The sequence below is a fragment of the Pantoea sp. DY-5 genome (assembly GCF_019795955.1).
Lineage (GTDB): Bacteria > Pseudomonadota > Gammaproteobacteria > Enterobacterales > Enterobacteriaceae > Pantoea > Pantoea leporis.
In genome coordinates this window covers 43,669-59,631 of sequence record NZ_JAIMIE010000005.1, presented here as the reverse complement: position 1 = coordinate 59,631, position 15,963 = coordinate 43,669, and the positions used below count along the sequence as shown (strand labels likewise).

The 15,963-nt window shown below is 53.9% G+C and carries 18 protein-coding genes and 1 pseudogene; 10 read left to right on the top strand and 9 right to left on the bottom strand.

The genetic code is table 11. The features are described from left to right. The first annotated feature begins 8 nt into the window (after positions 1 to 8). The 5 genes from K5Y30_RS16535 to K5Y30_RS16515 all read left to right on the top strand — a co-directional run bounded on the left by K5Y30_RS16535 (position 9) and on the right by K5Y30_RS16515 (position 4,232). The gene (locus K5Y30_RS16535; protein WP_222183943.1) at positions 9 to 695 is read left to right on the top strand and encodes an ABC transporter permease; all 687 of its coding nucleotides are present in this window, start codon (positions 9 to 11) and stop codon (positions 693 to 695) included. Then, positions 692 to 1,468 (top strand): ABC transporter ATP-binding protein, encoded by a 777-nt coding sequence (locus tag K5Y30_RS16530; protein ID WP_222183941.1) that lies wholly within the window; start codon positions 692 to 694, stop codon positions 1,466 to 1,468. The genes K5Y30_RS16535 and K5Y30_RS16530 overlap by 4 nt, the downstream gene beginning before the upstream one ends. Before the next feature lie 283 nt (positions 1,469 to 1,751). Continuing rightward, on the top strand, positions 1,752 to 3,059 hold the full coding sequence (locus tag K5Y30_RS16525) for a sensor histidine kinase (RefSeq protein WP_255606689.1): 1,308 nt from the start codon (positions 1,752 to 1,754) through the stop codon (positions 3,057 to 3,059). A gap of 4 nt (positions 3,060 to 3,063) precedes the next feature. Further along, positions 3,064 to 3,675, top strand: a complete 612-nt coding sequence (locus K5Y30_RS16520; protein WP_222183937.1) for a response regulator transcription factor — start codon at positions 3,064 to 3,066, stop codon at positions 3,673 to 3,675. Between the two features lie 86 nt (positions 3,676 to 3,761). Further along, the gene (locus K5Y30_RS16515) at positions 3,762 to 4,232 is read left to right on the top strand and encodes a heme-binding protein (protein WP_222183935.1); all 471 of its coding nucleotides are present in this window, start codon (positions 3,762 to 3,764) and stop codon (positions 4,230 to 4,232) included. 65 nt (positions 4,233 to 4,297) lie between these two features. Here the strand turns inward: K5Y30_RS16515 and K5Y30_RS16510 are convergent, their stop codons facing one another. The 3 genes from K5Y30_RS16510 to K5Y30_RS16500 form a co-directional block, all read right to left on the bottom strand. Then, complete coding sequence (locus K5Y30_RS16510; protein WP_222212238.1) at positions 4,298 to 5,053, bottom strand: molybdenum ABC transporter permease; 756 nt, start codon at positions 5,051 to 5,053, stop codon at positions 4,298 to 4,300. Then, positions 5,053 to 5,976 carry an extracellular solute-binding protein gene (locus tag K5Y30_RS16505; RefSeq protein ID WP_222183931.1) on the bottom strand — a complete coding sequence of 308 codons (924 nt, stop codon included), beginning with the start codon at positions 5,974 to 5,976 and terminating at the stop codon, positions 5,053 to 5,055. The genes K5Y30_RS16510 and K5Y30_RS16505 overlap by 1 nt, the downstream gene beginning before the upstream one ends. Before the next feature lie 114 nt (positions 5,977 to 6,090). Further along, positions 6,091 to 6,651 (bottom strand): thioredoxin, encoded by a 561-nt coding sequence (locus K5Y30_RS16500; RefSeq protein WP_176970600.1) that lies wholly within the window; start codon positions 6,649 to 6,651, stop codon positions 6,091 to 6,093. A 280-nt stretch (positions 6,652 to 6,931) separates the two neighbouring features. On the opposite strand from K5Y30_RS16500, the gene K5Y30_RS16495 reads away from it, so the two are divergent. Together K5Y30_RS16495 and K5Y30_RS16490 are read left to right on the top strand one after the other, a co-directional pair. Further along, the gene (locus K5Y30_RS16495; protein WP_101761136.1) at positions 6,932 to 7,201 is read left to right on the top strand and encodes a hypothetical protein; all 270 of its coding nucleotides are present in this window, start codon (positions 6,932 to 6,934) and stop codon (positions 7,199 to 7,201) included. Positions 7,202 to 7,323: 122 nt separating this feature from the next. After that, on the top strand, positions 7,324 to 8,340 hold the full coding sequence (locus K5Y30_RS16490) for an NAD(P)-dependent alcohol dehydrogenase (protein ID WP_222183925.1): 1,017 nt from the start codon (positions 7,324 to 7,326) through the stop codon (positions 8,338 to 8,340). A 202-nt stretch (positions 8,341 to 8,542) separates the two neighbouring features. Here K5Y30_RS16490 and K5Y30_RS16485 read toward each other — a convergent pair whose 3' ends face one another. Next, entirely contained in the window at positions 8,543 to 9,310 is a 768-nt protein-coding gene (locus K5Y30_RS16485; protein ID WP_222183922.1) for an FkbM family methyltransferase, read from the bottom strand. 261 nt (positions 9,311 to 9,571) lie between these two features. Between K5Y30_RS16485 and K5Y30_RS16480 the strand changes: the two are divergent. Next, positions 9,572 to 10,587, top strand: a pseudogene (locus K5Y30_RS16480) (NAD(P)-dependent alcohol dehydrogenase). A 51-nt stretch (positions 10,588 to 10,638) separates the two neighbouring features. Here the strand turns inward: K5Y30_RS16480 and K5Y30_RS16475 are convergent. The 3 genes from K5Y30_RS16475 to glsB all read right to left on the bottom strand — a co-directional run bounded on the left by K5Y30_RS16475 (position 10,639) and on the right by glsB (position 14,167). Beyond that, positions 10,639 to 12,375 carry a DUF2534 family protein gene (locus tag K5Y30_RS16475; RefSeq protein ID WP_222212236.1) on the bottom strand — a complete coding sequence of 579 codons (1,737 nt, stop codon included), beginning with the start codon at positions 12,373 to 12,375 and terminating at the stop codon, positions 10,639 to 10,641. 72 nt (positions 12,376 to 12,447) lie between these two features. Beyond that, positions 12,448 to 12,864, bottom strand: a complete 417-nt coding sequence (locus K5Y30_RS16470; RefSeq protein WP_222183918.1) for a DUF2946 domain-containing protein — start codon at positions 12,862 to 12,864, stop codon at positions 12,448 to 12,450. Positions 12,865 to 13,243: 379 nt separating this feature from the next. Next, positions 13,244 to 14,167, bottom strand: a complete 924-nt coding sequence (glsB, locus tag K5Y30_RS16465) for a glutaminase B (RefSeq protein WP_222183916.1) — start codon at positions 14,165 to 14,167, stop codon at positions 13,244 to 13,246. A 145-nt stretch (positions 14,168 to 14,312) separates the two neighbouring features. Here glsB and K5Y30_RS16460 point away from each other — a divergent pair, with 145 nt between their 5' ends. Together K5Y30_RS16460 and K5Y30_RS16455 are read left to right on the top strand one after the other, a co-directional pair. Then, positions 14,313 to 14,663: a cupin domain-containing protein gene (locus tag K5Y30_RS16460; protein ID WP_222212234.1), complete on the top strand. Its 351-nt coding sequence runs from the start codon at positions 14,313 to 14,315 to the stop codon at positions 14,661 to 14,663. Positions 14,664 to 14,745: 82 nt separating this feature from the next. Further along, the gene (locus K5Y30_RS16455) at positions 14,746 to 15,210 is read left to right on the top strand and encodes a heme-degrading domain-containing protein (protein ID WP_222183912.1); all 465 of its coding nucleotides are present in this window, start codon (positions 14,746 to 14,748) and stop codon (positions 15,208 to 15,210) included. 55 nt (positions 15,211 to 15,265) lie between these two features. Here the strand turns inward: K5Y30_RS16455 and K5Y30_RS16450 are convergent, their stop codons facing one another. Together K5Y30_RS16450 and K5Y30_RS16445 are read right to left on the bottom strand one after the other, a co-directional pair. After that, complete coding sequence (locus tag K5Y30_RS16450) at positions 15,266 to 15,544, bottom strand: helix-turn-helix transcriptional regulator (RefSeq protein ID WP_176972028.1); 279 nt, start codon at positions 15,542 to 15,544, stop codon at positions 15,266 to 15,268. Then, positions 15,534 to 15,854, bottom strand: coding sequence for a type II toxin-antitoxin system RelE/ParE family toxin (locus tag K5Y30_RS16445; protein ID WP_192235460.1), 321 nt, complete (start codon positions 15,852 to 15,854; stop codon positions 15,534 to 15,536). Before K5Y30_RS16445 ends, K5Y30_RS16450 begins: the two co-directional genes overlap by 11 nt. Between the last annotated feature and the right edge of the window lie 109 nt (positions 15,855 to 15,963).

Here is a 15,963-nt window from a genome sequence, read left to right as displayed (position 1 = left end):
GAGCCACGATGGATGTCACTTTCCTGCAGCACACCTTAGCTGCACTGCTGCGCGGCCTGCCGCTGACGCTGAATCTGGCGCTGTTATCGCTGTTAGGCGGCGGCGTATTGGCGCTGCTGCTCAATCTACTGCGGCAGAACCGCTTTGGTAGCTACGTTACGCGCTTTTATGTCTGGGTGTTTCGCGGCACGCCGCTGCTGATTCAGATCTTCATGATCTATTACGGCCTTGGTAGCTTGCCGGCGGTGCGCGAAAGCGTGCTGTGGCCGCTGCTGCGCGATCCTTACTGGTGCGGTTTGATTGCATTAATTCTTAACGATGCGGCTTACACCTCGGAGATTCTGCGCGGCGGGCTAAACGCAGTGAGCGTGCAGTCGCTGGAAGCCGCCAAAGTGAGCGGCATGTCGCGCTTCACCACGCTGCGCCGCATTACGCTGCCGCTGGCGGTGCGTCAGGCATTACCGGCTTACAGCAATGAAATTATCTCGATGATCAAATCGACCTCGCTGGTCAGCACCATCAGTTTGATGGAGATGACCGGCATCGCGGATTCAATCGTCTCTGAGACCTTTCGCGCGCTGGAGGTGTTTATCAGCGCGGCGATAATCTATCTGCTACTGACCGTGATGGTGAGTAAAGCGGTGGCGCTGCTGGAGCGCCGTTTGTCCCCTTATCACGTTGGAGCACGTCCATGAGTAAACCCACTATCGCCCTGAGTCATCTCAGAAAAAGTTATAGCGGGCACGAAGTGCTGCACGATATCAGCCTGACGGCGCAGGATGGCGACGTGATTTCGCTGATTGGTGCCAGCGGCTCCGGCAAAAGTACCTTATTGCGCTGCATTCCGTTTTTAGAAGTGCCACAGGGCGGGGAAATTGCGGTGGGTGACGAAGTGGTCACTATCGATAATCCCGATGAGAAGCTAAGCCGAGAGCAGCAGCGCCGTATCAAGCTGATGCGTATGCAGCTCGGATTTGTCTTCCAGAGTTTCAACCTGTGGCCGCACAAAACCGTTCTGCAAAACATCATCGAAGCGCCGATTCATGTGCAGAAGCGCAGCATTAAAGAGGCGATTGAAGAGGCCGAAGCGCTGCTGCAAAAAGTGGGTTTGTACGAAAAGCGTAACGCGTGGCCATCGCAACTTTCGGGTGGTCAGCAACAGCGCGTGGCGATTGCCCGTGCGCTGGCGCAGCAGCCGAAAGCGATTCTGTTTGATGAGCCGACTTCCGCGCTTGACCCCGAGCTGGTGGGCGAAGTGTTGCGCGTGATTCGCAGCCTGGCGGAAGAGGGGCGCACCATGATCATCGTCACGCACGAAATGGGCTTCGCACGCGATGTCTCGAACAAAGCGGTGTTTTTGCATCAGGGCAAGATTGAAGAAGCCGGTTCGCCGCAGCAAGTGTTCAGCGATCCCATCTCCGCGCGCTGTCGCGCGTTTGTGAGCAGTCACTTAAATCGGAATAGTTAATAACAGCATCCTTTCTGTTTGCACCAGCTCCATGACGAGCTGGTGCACCTTATGTGTTCCCTTAATTTCCTCGTAATTAACGCCATTACTGTTGCATCTGTTGGTCCGAATCGCAGCGACCGCGCGCCAGGCACACTTCTGAAAACACGAGCCGACCGGGAAAAGTCGTTGAATCCCAATACGGCGCGGGTTACAACGTTTGACTTTAGTTAGGCCTCCTTCGATGGAGTATTTCTTTACTGCATAACCACGGAACTCTATGCCGCACACTTACCGACCATGGATGAAAAGGTATTGGCTGGTCTGGCTACTGTTAACGCTGATCACCTTGATAGCGTTATTTGCCGATCAAATTTTGCAGCAGCAGCGCGTCAGCGAGGCGCAATTTAATCAACAATTTAATCGCCTCGCCGCCTACCAAACGCAAAACGAAACGCTGCTGCCGCTGCTGAATGGCGATGAAGAACTCGCTGCTTTGCAGAGCAAATTCCCGCAGCTTGTCCTGCTGGAACACACCGTAAATCGTCCGTTAACCGCGCCACGTATTGAGGAGATCAGCGGCGGGCGCTATTGGCTCTACAATCCTTACCGCCAGATTCGCATGCTGATTGATTTGCATTTTGCCCTGCAAACCTCGGATGTAGCGCTGGCGCTGGCTTTTCATATCCACGCACCGCCCGCCATGCAGACAGCGAACTATTCGGACACCGCGCGCTGGCAATGGCAGCGGCCGTTCATCAATCACTATCAGCCATTCCTGCTGAAAGGTAGCGCCAATCCTGACTGGCGTGCGCTGCATGCACTGCCATTTTCCCTGGCGCTGCTGCTGTGGCTGGTTATTGGTGGATTGGGCTGGTGGCTGCTGCGTCACTGGCGTCAGCATGTGGAGATGCGTCTGCGCGCCGACTATTTCCAGCGTACCCGACGTGAAGCGCTGGGCGAGTTTACCGCTGGCATCATTCATGAAATCAATCAGCCGCTGACGGCCATCAACACCTGGCTGCACAGCAGTCAGCTGCTGCTGAAACAGGGCAAGTACGAGAATCTGCCGCAGGCGCTCACTGCGATGAACCTGCAAACCGAGCGCCTCGCGGCGTTGCTGCAACGCTTTCGCGACATCGTGAGCGAACGTCCGGTGGCGATGACCGCCGTGAATCCTGAAGCCGTCTGGCGGCGCGTGACGGTGCTGCTGCAACAGGAACTGGATGATGGCGATGTCATGTTGCGTCAGCAGTGGCAGCACGGTCAGGCAAAGGTATTGAGCGATCCCCAATGGCTGGAACAGGTGTTCCACAACCTGTTGCAAAACGCCATCCACATGCAGCAAGGACGTCCCGATGCGTGGGTGAACATTGCATCTGAGCATATTCCTCACGGCATCAAAATCATCATTAGCGATAACGGCCCCGGCTTCTCGGCGGAAGGATTAGCGCAGGCTTGCATGCCGTTTTACAGCTCGCGCGCCAACAGCATGGGATTAGGCATGACGCTGGTCGAGAGCCTGATGTTACGCATGAACGGCCAGCTGCGGCTGGCAAATCGCGCTGCAGGTGGCGCGGAGATTACCTTAATTTTCCAACTGGCGGAGTAACGGAATGGTCGCAAAGGTTTGGTTAGTGGATGATGATTTATCCGTGCGTGAATCGCTCGGTTTTCTGCTTAAGACGCTGGATTACGACGTGGCAGATTTTGCCGATTTGGCCGCATTTGAAGCGGCAACGCAGGCGCAGCAGCCGCTGCGCGGCTGCTTGCTGTTGGATGTGCGCATGCCGGGCATTAGCGGTCTGAGCTGGCTGGCGGAGCAGGGCGATCGCCATCCGTTGCTGCCGGTGATCATCATGACCGGTCACGGCACCATTGATGCCTGTCGTCGCGCATTTCGTCAGGGCGCGTTCGAGTTCTATACCAAGCCGCTGGACATAGAACCGCTATTAGAAACCATTCATCTGGCATTCAATGAAAGTGAACAGCGAGCCGATCGCTGGCAGTCGCAGCAGGGTTTGCAGGCGCGGTTTGCGCTGTTATCGGCGCGTGAAAATGAAGTGATGCAGTTGATAATTGCCGGGCAAACCAGTAAAGAGATCGCGCGTGATTTATCACTTTCGCCGCGCACCGTGGAAGCGCATCGCGCAGCGGTGTTTGCCAAGCTGGAGCTCAATAATCTCGCACAGTTGATTCACGCCTGGCAGCAGTTGAACCAGGTATAACTACCAGGCCGAACGAGTAATCGTCCGAATATTTCTTTTGCCCGCCGCGCTTTACAGTGTCACTCACTATTAAACAGGAGTGACACATGAACATCCGCCTTTCTCTGATTGCCGCTGCGGCGGCCTTTGTATCCTTCGGCAGCCACGCTGCATTAACCGAATCCAACCTGTCACTGGCTGACGCACAGAAGCTGGCGAGCGCCGCGATTCAGTCGTGTGCGGCGAAAAACTACAACGTCACGGTAACCGTGGTGGATCGTGCTGGTGTAGTGAAAGCGGTGCAGCGCATGGATAACGCCGGTCCGCACACCGTTGAAGCCAGCCAGATGAAAGCCTACACCGCGCTGAGCACCAAAAACCCGAGCGGTAAAGTGATGGAAGCCGCGCAGAATAATGCTGGTGCGCAGAACATGCGTGATATCCCAGGCTTCCTGCTGCTGGCGGGCGGTGTACCGGTGAAAAGCGGCGATCAGGTGATTGGCGCAATCGGCATCGGCGGCGCACCAGGCGGCCATCTGGATGAAGCCTGCGCGATGGATGCGCTGAAAGTCATGTAGGGTCGCCATTCATGGCGACCAGGTGCGCATAAATGCGCACCCTACGAAAACCTCGCGCGATCTGGTTACATGCGGCGCGACAGTGCAAAACAGATCAGCGGCATCGGCAAGGTAAACAGCAGCAGCAACCAAAGCAGCACATACACTGCATCAATGCCGTTATTTTGCAGATTGTTATACAGCTGAACCGGCATGCCCTGTGGGAAATAAGCGAAGATCATCACGATGCCAAACTCGCCCATGGCACGCGCCCACGCCAGTGCGCTGGCCGTTGCCAGTCCCGGCGCGGCAAGCGGAATCGACAAACGCCAGAAACGTTGCCACGGCGATGCACCCAACGTGCGGCCCGCTTCCAGAATATCCTTCGGCACAGCGGCAAACGCGGAACGCGCGGTGGTGACGAAGTAGGGCAACGCACCGTACCATTGCGCGAGAATAAACGCGGCCGGATTGTTGACCAGCGTCCAGCCAAACTTCCCCAACAACTCGCCCGGCAAACTATACGGCCCGTAAGCGCTCACCAACAAAATCCCCATTGCCAGCGGCGGCGTCAGCAACGGGATCATCACCAGCAGTTCGACAATCAACCGTGCCTGACCGCGTGCCTGCGACAGCCACCACGCCAGCGGCAATCCACTGACAAAAATCAGCAACAGCGCGATCACCCCCAAACCTAGCGACGTGGCGATAGCATTGCCATCGCCCCACGCCAGCTGCAGATGCTGCCAGTTGGTGACGCCAATCAGCGTGAGAAAAGGCACCGCCAGCAACAATAATGCCGGTAGTGACAGCCACAGCGCGGTGGCGTGACGGGTTTTCATTAGCGGTAGATCGAACTGCCTTTCGGCGCGGCATAGCCATTCTGTTTAAACAGCGCCTGACCCGGCTGACTCAGCATAAAATCAACAAAGGCTTTGCCAGTTGCGGCGCCGTGCGGGGCGTTTTTCAACACCGCGGCATAGTAAACCAGCGGCTGGGTGTGCAGCACTTTGTCGTTGCCCGTGCTGTCTTTCACGCTGAAACTCACCGTGTCGTACCACTGTTTTGCCATCGCCGGATTGCTCAGATTAATCTCTTCGGGCAGTGCCACATACGGCAGATGCGCGGAGATCACTTCGCTCTCGTAACCTGCTGCAGCATCAACCTGGCCGCTCTCCAGCCGCGTCAGCAGGCCGCCCTCCAGATGGGTTTGCGCCGAATTTTGATAGCCGCCCATAATTTTGTAGGCGATGCCCGGCTGCTGATAATACTTCTCTGCCAGCAACAGGGTAAAGATGATGTTTTGACCTTTCGGATCGTTGATCGGATCGGTGCGACCAAACTTAATGCCCGGCGTTGCCAGCACATTTAACCAGCTGGCATCGCTGCCTTTGGCCTGCGCGAACTGCTGCGCGTATTTTCCTTTCGGGCTGTACGCCACCACCATGCTGGTACTCGCCACCGGAATCGCATCATCAATCAATCCGGCGTCTTTCAGGATCTGCATCGGCCCCGGCGTGATTGAAACAAACACATCGGCGGTGATTTTCTTGCTCGCCAGCAAACGCGCCATGCCATAAGCGCCCTGACCCTGGCCTTCATACCTGCCGTTATTTTGTTTAGCAAAGGCTGGACCTAATGATTGGTCCATCACTTTGCCCATGGAACCGGCATAAGTTACGCGGATATCGGAATCCGCTTGTGCATGCCAGCTAACGCCCGCGCTGGCAGTCAGCAGCAGCGCGGTGAGGTGAGTAAATCGCATTCACTTTCTCGCTATATAATTAGGTAGATAGCGATTATCGAAATTGAAATAAGCAGCGCAAGCGAAAATCTATTGCGAAATCATACTAAAGGCCCGCCGCAACGGGCCGAAGCGTTAAGCGAGGATGCGTTTCGCCCAGGATTCGATCTCGTCGCCGCTGCCGATATCCAGCTGTACCAAACCGTTGGTGATGAAGGTTGGTGAAACGTGGATACCGTTTTGCCGCGAGTATTTGCTGTGCCATTTAATCTCATTCTGCAGCTCGGCACGCAGGAAGGGTTCGCGCGCGTTAACGCCGCTGTATTGCTCCAGACGATCGAGAATCTGATGCGGCGTGGCATCCATATTCGGGCCGTGGCTGTGATCGGTAAACTCGAACTCTTCACGATGATCGGCCACCGCTTGCAGCACCTTTTTGGCCGCTGCTTTGCCTTCCGGCAAGGTTGAGGCGGCAAGGATGTAGCGCACAATCACGCCGGAATACATATGCCACGGCTGTGATTGCAAACGGATTTTTAACGTCATCTTCTCTTCGCCCACCAGTTGCAGCAGCGCGTCTAGCTTGTTGAATGCGCGCACGGAGAACGGGCAGGTAGGTTCCAGAAACACTTCGAACACTTTTGGGCCGTGGCCCCAAACCAGCGGATCGGCGTGTAATGCGGTGGATTGGCTCATGGTAATTCCCTGTTGCAGCGATAAAAGTTGCCTTACTTTGGCAAAGCCCTGGACGGACAGCCAGCGCGGGCTTGTGCTTTTTTGTTACAAGGCCATTCGATTGCTGCAAATGTAGCGAAAGAAAAATCGTTTTATAGATCCGCGAGCTACAAGAAACTCAGCCTGCAACCGCCTTGCACAGAAAATAAGCGGCTATAGTTAATCCTGTTTCAATCTTCTGACTTGTAGCATTTTTGATTCATTTGCCTGGAGCCAAACGTCAAGAGCATCGAGGTTCAATGTGTTTGCCAATCTCTCCTGGAAAATCATTCATCAGGTTCTCAATGAAACCATTGCCGAGTTAATGGATGAACACCAAACGCTGGACGTTCCCACTTTGCGCGAGCGGCTGCTGGAGATGGCGGAAAGCGAATCCGATGAACTTATGGTGTTGTGTTACTGGCAAGCGAGCAAAGTGCTGACGCGCTTGCCGCCCACGGTGACCGCCAGCCAACTGATTGAAGAGGCGCGCGTCGCGTACCGCACGCCGCTTAATCACGATCCGCTTTAACCCTTGATGCTTTTCAGCGTTTTAATCGCGTTAAAGCGGCTAAGTGACGGATTAATGGTCAAGAGCGGGAAACACGCTCTGCTAGACTTGCCCTGTCAAAAACGTGGATACAGAGGACAGTAATGAAAATCAAAAGTTATGCCGCCTTGAACGCGGGTGAAGCGCTGGTGCCTCATGAGTATGAAGCCGGTGAACTGGCTGCTGAAGAGGTGCAGGTTGAGGTCGATTACTGCGGTGTTTGTCACTCAGATTTGTCGATGATTGATAACGAGTGGGGCATCTCCTCGTTCCCGGTGATTGCCGGCCACGAAGTAATTGGTCGCATCAGCGCGTTAGGCGACGCGGCGCAGAATAAAGGCTTGAAAGTGGGCCAGCGCGTGGGCATCGGCTGGACGGCGAAAAGCTGCCAGCACTGTAATGCCTGTATCAATGGCGAGCACGTTAACTGTGAAAACGGTTCGGTGCCAACCATCATGAACAAAGGCGGTTTTGCCAGCCATCTGCGCGCCGACTGGCAATGGGTGATCCCGCTGCCGGAAGCGATGGATTACACCTCGGCGGGTCCGCTGCTGTGTGGCGGCATCACCGTGTTTAAACCGCTGTTAATGCATCATGTCACCGCCACCAGCCGTGTCGGCGTGATCGGCATCGGCGGCCTGGGCCACATGGCGATTAAATTGCTGCGTGCGATGGGTGCCGAAGTGACGGCATTCAGCTCCAACGCCAGCAAAACCGAGTCAATCAAAGCGATGGGCGCGGACCGCGTAGTTAACAGCCGCGACCCGCAGGCGCTGAATGCGCTGGCCGGTCAGTTTGATTTGATCATCAGCACAGTGGCGGTGGATCTCGACTGGGCACCGTACTTCCAGGCGCTGGCTCCGCACGGTAAATTCCACACCGTCGGCGCAGTAATGAAGCCGTTTGAAGTGCCGGCGTTCAGCCTGATTATGGGCGATCGCGCGGTGACCGGTTCCTCTACCGGTTCGCCAGGCCAGCTACGTTCACTGATGAAACTGGCATCGCGTGCGGATATCGCACCGCAGGTGGAAGAGTTCCCGATGTCTAAAATCAATGAAGCGCTGGAGCACGTACGCGCGGGTAAAGCCAATTACCGCGTGGTGTTGAAAGCTGATTTCTGATTTTTCGCCATGATTAAAACGGTGCATAAGACCATGCACCGTTTATCCAACAACACACCACTCGCGGGACATTCTGCAATTTGTTTCGCGATTAACCGCAAGAGTTCTATTCGGTTTATCATTGCTTAATGGGTAATGAAATTTTCCGGTGTATCAGTATCACGGTGATGAAAAATTGCATCAGAATTTAAAATGAATGAATTTACCCTAAAATATCAATATTATTTTTATTTATGCCAAGTGCTGACATTTTATCTTCTGTAAAGCACAATATGTCATATGGCCCATACTGACATATTATGTAATTTGGTGATATTTCTTTTATTTGGCTAATAATCACGCTCAGGTCAGATTTCAAAACTTCTATTTGCAATACTGGTAGGCTATGTCCAATGGTTTTTTTTGCCCCAGTTAAAACCTGGGATTCCATACCCTCAACATCTATTTTTATGAAGCAAACTTTCTCAAAACTAAAATCATCAATTTTTACTTGTTGAACAACTTCATGAGATGTAGATCTCTTTTGGTGAAGTTCTTCATTTTGAGAGTCTCCAAATTCGATGCTTCCAAAATTCATAAGCTGACTATAATCAAATTTTGGTATCGGAATGTCTTCATGAGAATCCCCAACGCAGTTATGATGTACAAATAGGTTTTCAATGCTATTTAATACGGTCGAACCACAAATCATATATGCCAGAATTCGCTGCCCCTCAAAGGCGTGAACTGCTCCTCCTTTTTCTTTTAAGGTTTTGGCACAACTTAATGCATAGGCACCAAAATTTGCACCAATATCAAGCATTACGCTTCCTTCACCCGCTAAGTAACATATCTTTTGTGCCACATCAATTTGCTGATAGTCTAACGCCGCACCTGTTTTTACAATGGCATTAGTTTGATTTATATCAAATCTGTTGATCAGCATATCGCCATGAATTGTTGGTACTTTTATAGTATAGGACGGTGCCATTTCATCTCTCTCAAAAATTGTTATCCTTACTAAGATAGCGGCACAACAGTAGAAAACTTAAATGTAAATATTTTTGCAAGATAGTAATTCAATCTCGGCATAATTACGTTGGGATTTAATTATTGCCTGTAGAACAAAATTGATGGTTTTCGCATTCAATAAAAACAGCATTCACTCACTTAATCCCCTGATCAATCAGCATTATATGACGTAATGCTTTGGTAAACTGCTGTCGTCAAATCAAACTCACCGAGGACAGCGATGAAGATTTCCAGCTATGCCGCTCTGCAAGCGGGTGAGGCGCTGGTGCCTTACGAATACGATGCCGGTCCACTGGCCGCGGAAGATGTACAGGTTGAGGTGGATTATTGCGGCGTCTGCCATTCCGATTTGTCGATGATTGATAACGAATGGGGCGGCTCGCGCTATCCCTTAATTGCCGGCCATGAAGTGATTGGTCGCGTCGTCGCGCTGGGTGATACGTCGCAGAATAAAGGGCTGAAAGTCGGGCAGCGCGTGGGCATTGGCTGGACGGCGAAAAGCTGCCATCACTGCGATGCATGTATCGAAGGCGTTAAGGTCAACTGCGAAAACGGAAAAACCTCCACCATCAATAATAACGGCGGGTTTGCCAGCCACTTGCGCGCCAACTGGCAATGGGTGATTCCGTTGCCGGACGCGATGGATATCGCCACCTCCGGACCGCTGCTATGCGGCAGTATCACCGTGTTCAAGCCGCTGCTGATGCATAATATCTCGGCCACTAGCCGCGTGGGCGTCACGGCATTGGCGGATTGGGGCATATGGCGATCAAACTGTTGCGGGCCATGGGCGCGCACGTAACCGCATTCAGTTCTTCTGCGGCGAAAACCGATTCGATTAAAGCGATGGGTGCCGATCGCGTAGTCAACAGCCGCGATCCGCAGGCGCTTAGTGCGCTGGTGGGGCAGTTTGATTTGATTTTCAGCACCGTGGCGGTGGATTTGGACTGGAAGCCGTATTATCAGGCGCTGGCGCGCAAAGGCACGTTCCACACCGTTGGCGCGGTGATGAAACCGTTTGAAGTGCCGGCGTTCAGTTTGATTGTCGGCGATCGCTCGTTAACCGGATCGTCTACTGGTTCACCGGCACAGCAGCGCGCCTTGCTGAAACTGGCATCGCGCAGCGATATCGCGCCGCAGGTGGAAGAGTTCCCGATGTCGCAGGTAAATGACGCGCTGGAACATCTGCGCGCCGGGAAAGCCAATTATCACGTGGTGTTGAAGGCCGATTTTTAAGGACGGTGCGGTTGGTAATAAGGTCGCCATGAATGGCGACCCTACGCGCTCTTATCCCCGATCATCCTTTTCGCCGAGGAAGAAGTACCACAGCGGAATCGACGTCAACGCGGTAAATACCGTGGTATACAACGCAATCATAAAGCCCTGCGTGATGTACATGGTCAGCGACCAATGGCTGAACGGAATGCCATATTGATCGATAACGCCGCCGATAATCGCATTGCTCATCACCGTGCCGACAATCAGCGCCAGGATAAACAAACCGCGCAGAAAGTAGCGCATCTCTTTACGCTTCACGGCAAATCGCGCGCGAATAATGCCCAGCGGAGATTGCTGTGAAGCCAACAGCGCGGCTTCATCGAGCGGTGCGCGTTGCTGTTTGCGCCAGCGCAGGATGTCCAGCAGCAGGAACGCCAGCAAACTCGCGCCCATCACCGGCAGCGCATAACCCAGCGCCAGCGCCACCAATAACCAGGCGACTTTGGCGTAATGCGGTAACGCCATCCAGGTTTCGGTCAGGGTTTGTGCCGGATTCGCGTCGACATCTTTTGGCCGACGAATCCACCACATACGATAGCCGAACACGATCATGCTGCATAAACCGAGGCCAAAGAACGCCAGCAGCAGCTGATTAGGCAAACCAAACAACACGCCCATATGCGCATCCACGCCCCAGCGCGTCAGCTTCGCCACCAGCGGGAAACTGGCAAAGTAGACGTGATCCACCACGCTAAAATCCTGCGGATTTACTGACACCGCATCGACTCGCGTAGGCCAGCTGCGATCGATCTCCGTCACCGCCCACGCTTTATCTGCGCTTTTCGGCTGACGCAGTTCGAGCTTCGCCGCGCTCAGTCCATCCTGACGCGCCGCATTCAGCACGCGATCCCAGTCGGCATCGGCGGCGTTATTGCGCGCCGGTTTGGCGGGCGCTGCCGTTGGTTTGGTCATCGAAGACATCGGCATACTCATGCCCGACATATCCCTATCCGGCATGTGATCGGCGTGCGGATCGGCCGGTGCAGCAGGCGCATCGCTGTTGAGCGAGGTATTCACCTGTGGCGTCAGCCAGTTCAGTTCGGTACGCATGCGATCGATATTGCCGCCCGCCCACTGCGACCACGTCAGGCCGGTCACCGAGAAGAACACCAAACCGATTGCCAGCGTCAGACCGAGCGTAATGTGCCAGTGGCGGCTGAAGGCAAAACCGCTGCGCGGCTGTTTCAGCTTACGTTTCGGACGCGTTCCCAGCCACAGCACCACGCCGCCCAGTGCTGCCACCCACAGCCATGACGCCGCCAGTTCACTGTAATTACGACCGAAATCGCCGAGCAGCAAACTGCTGTGCAGTAAGTCGATGGTGGTGCGCAGCGGCAACACGCCGCTGGTGCCGTAAACCGGCATATCGCCTTTCACTTTCAGGCTGTAGGGATCGATAAACACCGCGCGCGACAGTGACGCACCGAGTGTGGCGTCGCTGAACTGCACGCGCGTGGTATCCGTTGCGCCCGGCGCAGGACGCACCGCGTAGATGTGCTGATTTTCGCCCGCATAGGCGCGTGCCGCGCTGATTTGTGCGGACAGCGGCTGCGCGTTGCCTTGAGGTTCGGCGGTTAGCGCATCGGCATAAATCAGGTTTTCCAGCTGGGGCGTCAACACATAAAGCGTGCCGCTGAGCGCCGCAACAAAGATGAACGGGGCGACAAACAGACCAATATAAAAATGTAAGCGACGTAGCAAATTAAGCACCGCGCCGCGCGGTGCTGCAGAGTGAGCAGCAGACAAAGCCGTCTTCCTTCCAAAAAGAAATTGTCTTAGCACATCGCTCAAGCTGAGCGTGCGCTGCAATAAATGAGGTCAGCAGGAAAGCGGTGCAGGCGGGGCGCGCGGACGATGAATGCTGCTAACGCGACGCACAATCGGCGCAACCACGTGGGGCAGCGGCGGGGCGCGCGAGATCACCATGATCAGCCAGATAAACGGAATAAACACCCACATCAGGAGCGGGACATGCACCAGCAGATCACAATAGCCACAGGCAAACTCGCCGTCGTCCATCATGTGGTGGCTCATGCCGGGCATCGGCATATCCGCCATCATCATTTCATGATGGCTCATTGAGATATCCATCATGCTGTGCTGCGGCATCGCCAGCAGCTGGCTTTGACGCTCCATCAACGTTTTCGACACAATCGGCGCGACGAACAGCAGCAGCACCGCCACAATGGCGACGCAGGCAGTCAAACGCTGGCGGAAGTGGTGTGTAAACGTCATGGTTGCTAGTGGATGATTCCGTAAATGAGGCGGAAGTGTAACGCGATTGACGTTGATGGGTTAAAAAAATAGAGGCTATTTAAGAAAAAATTCGCACCTTTTGAAAATAGTCACTTAAAGAGATGCGGCTGTTAACGTAAATGCAACCTGATAAAAACAGAGAGGAAACATAAGGGTAAGCATGTGGCAGTGAATGACGTTTATTGCGTGATGCAGGTTAATGTGGGGCGGTCGCCATGAATGGCGACCCTACAGGTATTTTGCGGGTTTTTCGTAGGGTGCGCATTCATGCGCACCTGGATACAGCGGCAATCTATTGCGCGATAAATCGCGCCGCTACGGCTTGTGCGGTGGTGGAAATCCGTAGTTCCCGGGCGCTTTAGAATATTGATCTTCCCAATCGCTCGGTGAGTTTTTCCAGCAGCGCGGTGCCTGCTAAAGAGTTGCCCGAATGATCCAGCGCGGGCGACCAGACGGCGATACTCATGTCGCCGGGGATCACCGCAACAATGCCGCCGCCGACGCCCGACTTCGCCGGCATGCCCACGCGCCAGGCGAATTCTCCGGCACCATCGTACATGCCGCTGGTCATCATCAACGCATTTACCTGACGTGCCTGGCGCGGTGAGATCACCGCCGATTCATCATCCTGCGTGCTGCCATGATTGGCGAGATAAAGGAAGGTGCGCGCCAGTTCTTCGCAACTCATCGCCAGCGAGCAGTAATGAAAATAAGTTTCCATCACTTTGCTGACATCGTTATGGAAGTTGCCGAAGGATTTCATCAGCCAGGCGATCGCAGCGTTGCGCGCCGAATGTTCGTATTCGGAGCGCGCGACGACGCGGTCGTAATGGATGTCATTTTGCTGCGCCAGACGGCGCACAATTTCCAGCATGCGCTGGCGCGGCGCGGTCAGGCGGCTTTCCAGCAGATCGCACATCACCAGCGCACCGGCATTGATAAACGGATTACGTGGTTTGCCCTGTTCCAGCTCCAGCTGCACCAGCGAGTTAAACGCCTGGCCGGACGGCTCTTTGCCGACGCGCTGCCAGATTTCGCCATCTTCATACAAGGTGAGCGCCACGCTGAGCGACAACACTTTGGAGATCGACTGGATGGAGAAGCGCGTCGTGGCATCGCCCGCCTGAAAACAGCGTCCGTCGGGCGTGCAAATGGCGATGCCGAGCTGATCGGCATCCACGTCGGCCAGCGCCGGAATGTAATCCGCCACTTTTCCCTGCTGGGTGAGCGGGCGAACTTCGCTGACAATCTCTTCTAGCAATGCATTACTGAGTTCCGACACCTTTACGCTCCGTGTAGCCATTGGTGGCCAGGATGATGGTGATTTGCGTGCAGCGAGTCAATCGGCGGCGCAAAATTCTGTGAGCCTTCTGGGTGAAGCCTGCGTTACAGTGCGAGCTGATTTCATTAAATGTCGAGCCCGCGCGATGATAATTAACCTGTTTCGCGATTTCCCCACTTCAGCACAAAATGGCAGTGAAGAGACGTTTGAAGCGCTGCTGACGCAGCCCAATCTGCATATCGAACGCATCGTTTCATATGGACAAGCCAGTCCGCCCGATTTCTGGTACTGCCAGACGCAAGGGGAATGGGTAATCGTTTTACAAGGATCGGCAGGATTGCAGCTGGAAGGGGAAGCGCAGGAGCGTCACTTGCAGGTCGGCGATTTTGTCGAGATTCCCGCTGGCTGCCGCCATCGCGTCAACTGGACGGACAGCAGCGGCCCAACAGTGTGGCTCGCGGTGCATTATGGCGCGATTCCGGTTAGCGAAATGTGAAGTGAGAAGCTCATCACGTGTGAAAATTATATTCCATGATATAAAATATGGAAAATTTATTTCAAATTGAGAGAATTCTATCATGTCATCGCTGCCATCCCTTGAAACCCTGTTGCAGCAGGAAGCTGAGCATCGTTTACCGCAGTTTGATTTCGATTTAGCGTGGCAAATCGGCCAAAGCATCCAGCAGCGCGCGCGTGAGGACAATGCGCCTGTGGCTATCGAAGTCTTTGCATTTGGGCAGGTGCTGTTTTTGGCGGCGTTGCCAGGATCCGCCCCGGAAAACCTGGAATGGATGCGCCGTAAGCGTAATACCGTGTTGCTGACCAGCCACTCTTCGATGTATGTGGGGCTTTTGAACGAGCAGAAGGGCGAGCGTATGGCGCAGCAACGTAATATTCGCCAGGAAGATTACACCGATCACGGTGGTTCTTTCCCGCTGCTCACTTCTCAGGGCGCAATCATCGGCGCAGTTACCATCAGCGGTTTACCGTCTGAACACGATCATGCGTTAGCGCTGTGGGGGATTGCCCAGCTGCTGCGCTGAGTTTGTTAGAAGAAAGAATGCCGGAGATTGAAAATGGCCTCCGGCGTTTTAATTCTCAAAATAACAGCGTTGCTGAACCAACGCCGCAGGCTTTGGCGTATCGCGCGATAGTATCCAGGCTGGCAGAGGTAATATTTTTTTCCATACGCGAAACGGTGGGCGGTTTTACTCCCATTCGCTCTGCAACCTGAGCGCTGGTTAAACCCGCATTCTGGCGCCACTCTTTGAGTAGCGATTGCATTCGCGATTTACGCTCCTCAGCTTCCCATGCTGCACGGTATTCGGGGTCTTGCAGCATCTCTTCATGAATTTGATTGTGAGTTTTATATTTCATTCTGCATTTCCTCCAGCCTTCGCAGGGCTTTCTCTATTTCTGATGATGGTATTTTTTGACTCTTCTTAATAAAAATACGCAGCATGTAAATTTTCTGTCCTCGCTGGTACACCCAAAGTCCGCGTGAGATATCGGTACCAGAGGTTCTAATCTCATACAGCCCATTTCCCAGCGGTTTGGTATGAGGCTCACGGAGACTACAAGGATCGGTTTGTAAACGATTGACCAGTTTTACAAATTTCACGCGAATGATAGGTGGTAATGATCTAAGTTCATCCTCAGCGGCGTCATGGTAGATAACCTCGAACACTGGCTGGCCTCCGTGCGATAATTCTAACGATGATTTTGTATTAGCTCAACAGCTAATATTAGCCTGTGGGCTAATGCTCAATACTTAACCGAACGGAAGTTTTAAAGTA

What these genes read in the sequence shown, in the direction of transcription:
- K5Y30_RS16535 (WP_222183943.1), top strand. Translation starts at nt 9, where the DNA reads ATGGATGTCACTTTCCTGCAGCACACCTTAGCTGCACTGCTGCGCGGC.
- K5Y30_RS16530 (WP_222183941.1), top strand. Translation starts at nt 692, where the DNA reads ATGAGTAAACCCACTATCGCCCTGAGTCATCTCAGAAAAAGTTATAGC.
- K5Y30_RS16525 (WP_255606689.1), top strand. Translation starts at nt 1,752, where the DNA reads ATGAAAAGGTATTGGCTGGTCTGGCTACTGTTAACGCTGATCACCTTG.
- K5Y30_RS16520 (WP_222183937.1), top strand. Translation starts at nt 3,064, where the DNA reads ATGGTCGCAAAGGTTTGGTTAGTGGATGATGATTTATCCGTGCGTGAA.
- K5Y30_RS16515 (WP_222183935.1), top strand. Translation starts at nt 3,762, where the DNA reads ATGAACATCCGCCTTTCTCTGATTGCCGCTGCGGCGGCCTTTGTATCC.
- K5Y30_RS16510 (WP_222212238.1), bottom strand. Translation starts at nt 5,053, where the DNA reads ATGAAAACCCGTCACGCCACCGCGCTGTGGCTGTCACTACCGGCATTA.
- K5Y30_RS16505 (WP_222183931.1), bottom strand. Translation starts at nt 5,976, where the DNA reads ATGCGATTTACTCACCTCACCGCGCTGCTGCTGACTGCCAGCGCGGGC.
- K5Y30_RS16500 (WP_176970600.1), bottom strand. Translation starts at nt 6,651, where the DNA reads ATGAGCCAATCCACCGCATTACACGCCGATCCGCTGGTTTGGGGCCAC.
- K5Y30_RS16490 (WP_222183925.1), top strand. Translation starts at nt 7,324, where the DNA reads ATGAAAATCAAAAGTTATGCCGCCTTGAACGCGGGTGAAGCGCTGGTG.
- K5Y30_RS16485 (WP_222183922.1), bottom strand. Translation starts at nt 9,310, where the DNA reads ATGGCACCGTCCTATACTATAAAAGTACCAACAATTCATGGCGATATG.
- K5Y30_RS16470 (WP_222183918.1), bottom strand. Translation starts at nt 12,864, where the DNA reads ATGACGTTTACACACCACTTCCGCCAGCGTTTGACTGCCTGCGTCGCC.
- K5Y30_RS16460 (WP_222212234.1), top strand. Translation starts at nt 14,313, where the DNA reads ATGATAATTAACCTGTTTCGCGATTTCCCCACTTCAGCACAAAATGGC.
- K5Y30_RS16455 (WP_222183912.1), top strand. Translation starts at nt 14,746, where the DNA reads ATGTCATCGCTGCCATCCCTTGAAACCCTGTTGCAGCAGGAAGCTGAG.
- K5Y30_RS16450 (WP_176972028.1), bottom strand. Translation starts at nt 15,544, where the DNA reads ATGAAATATAAAACTCACAATCAAATTCATGAAGAGATGCTGCAAGAC.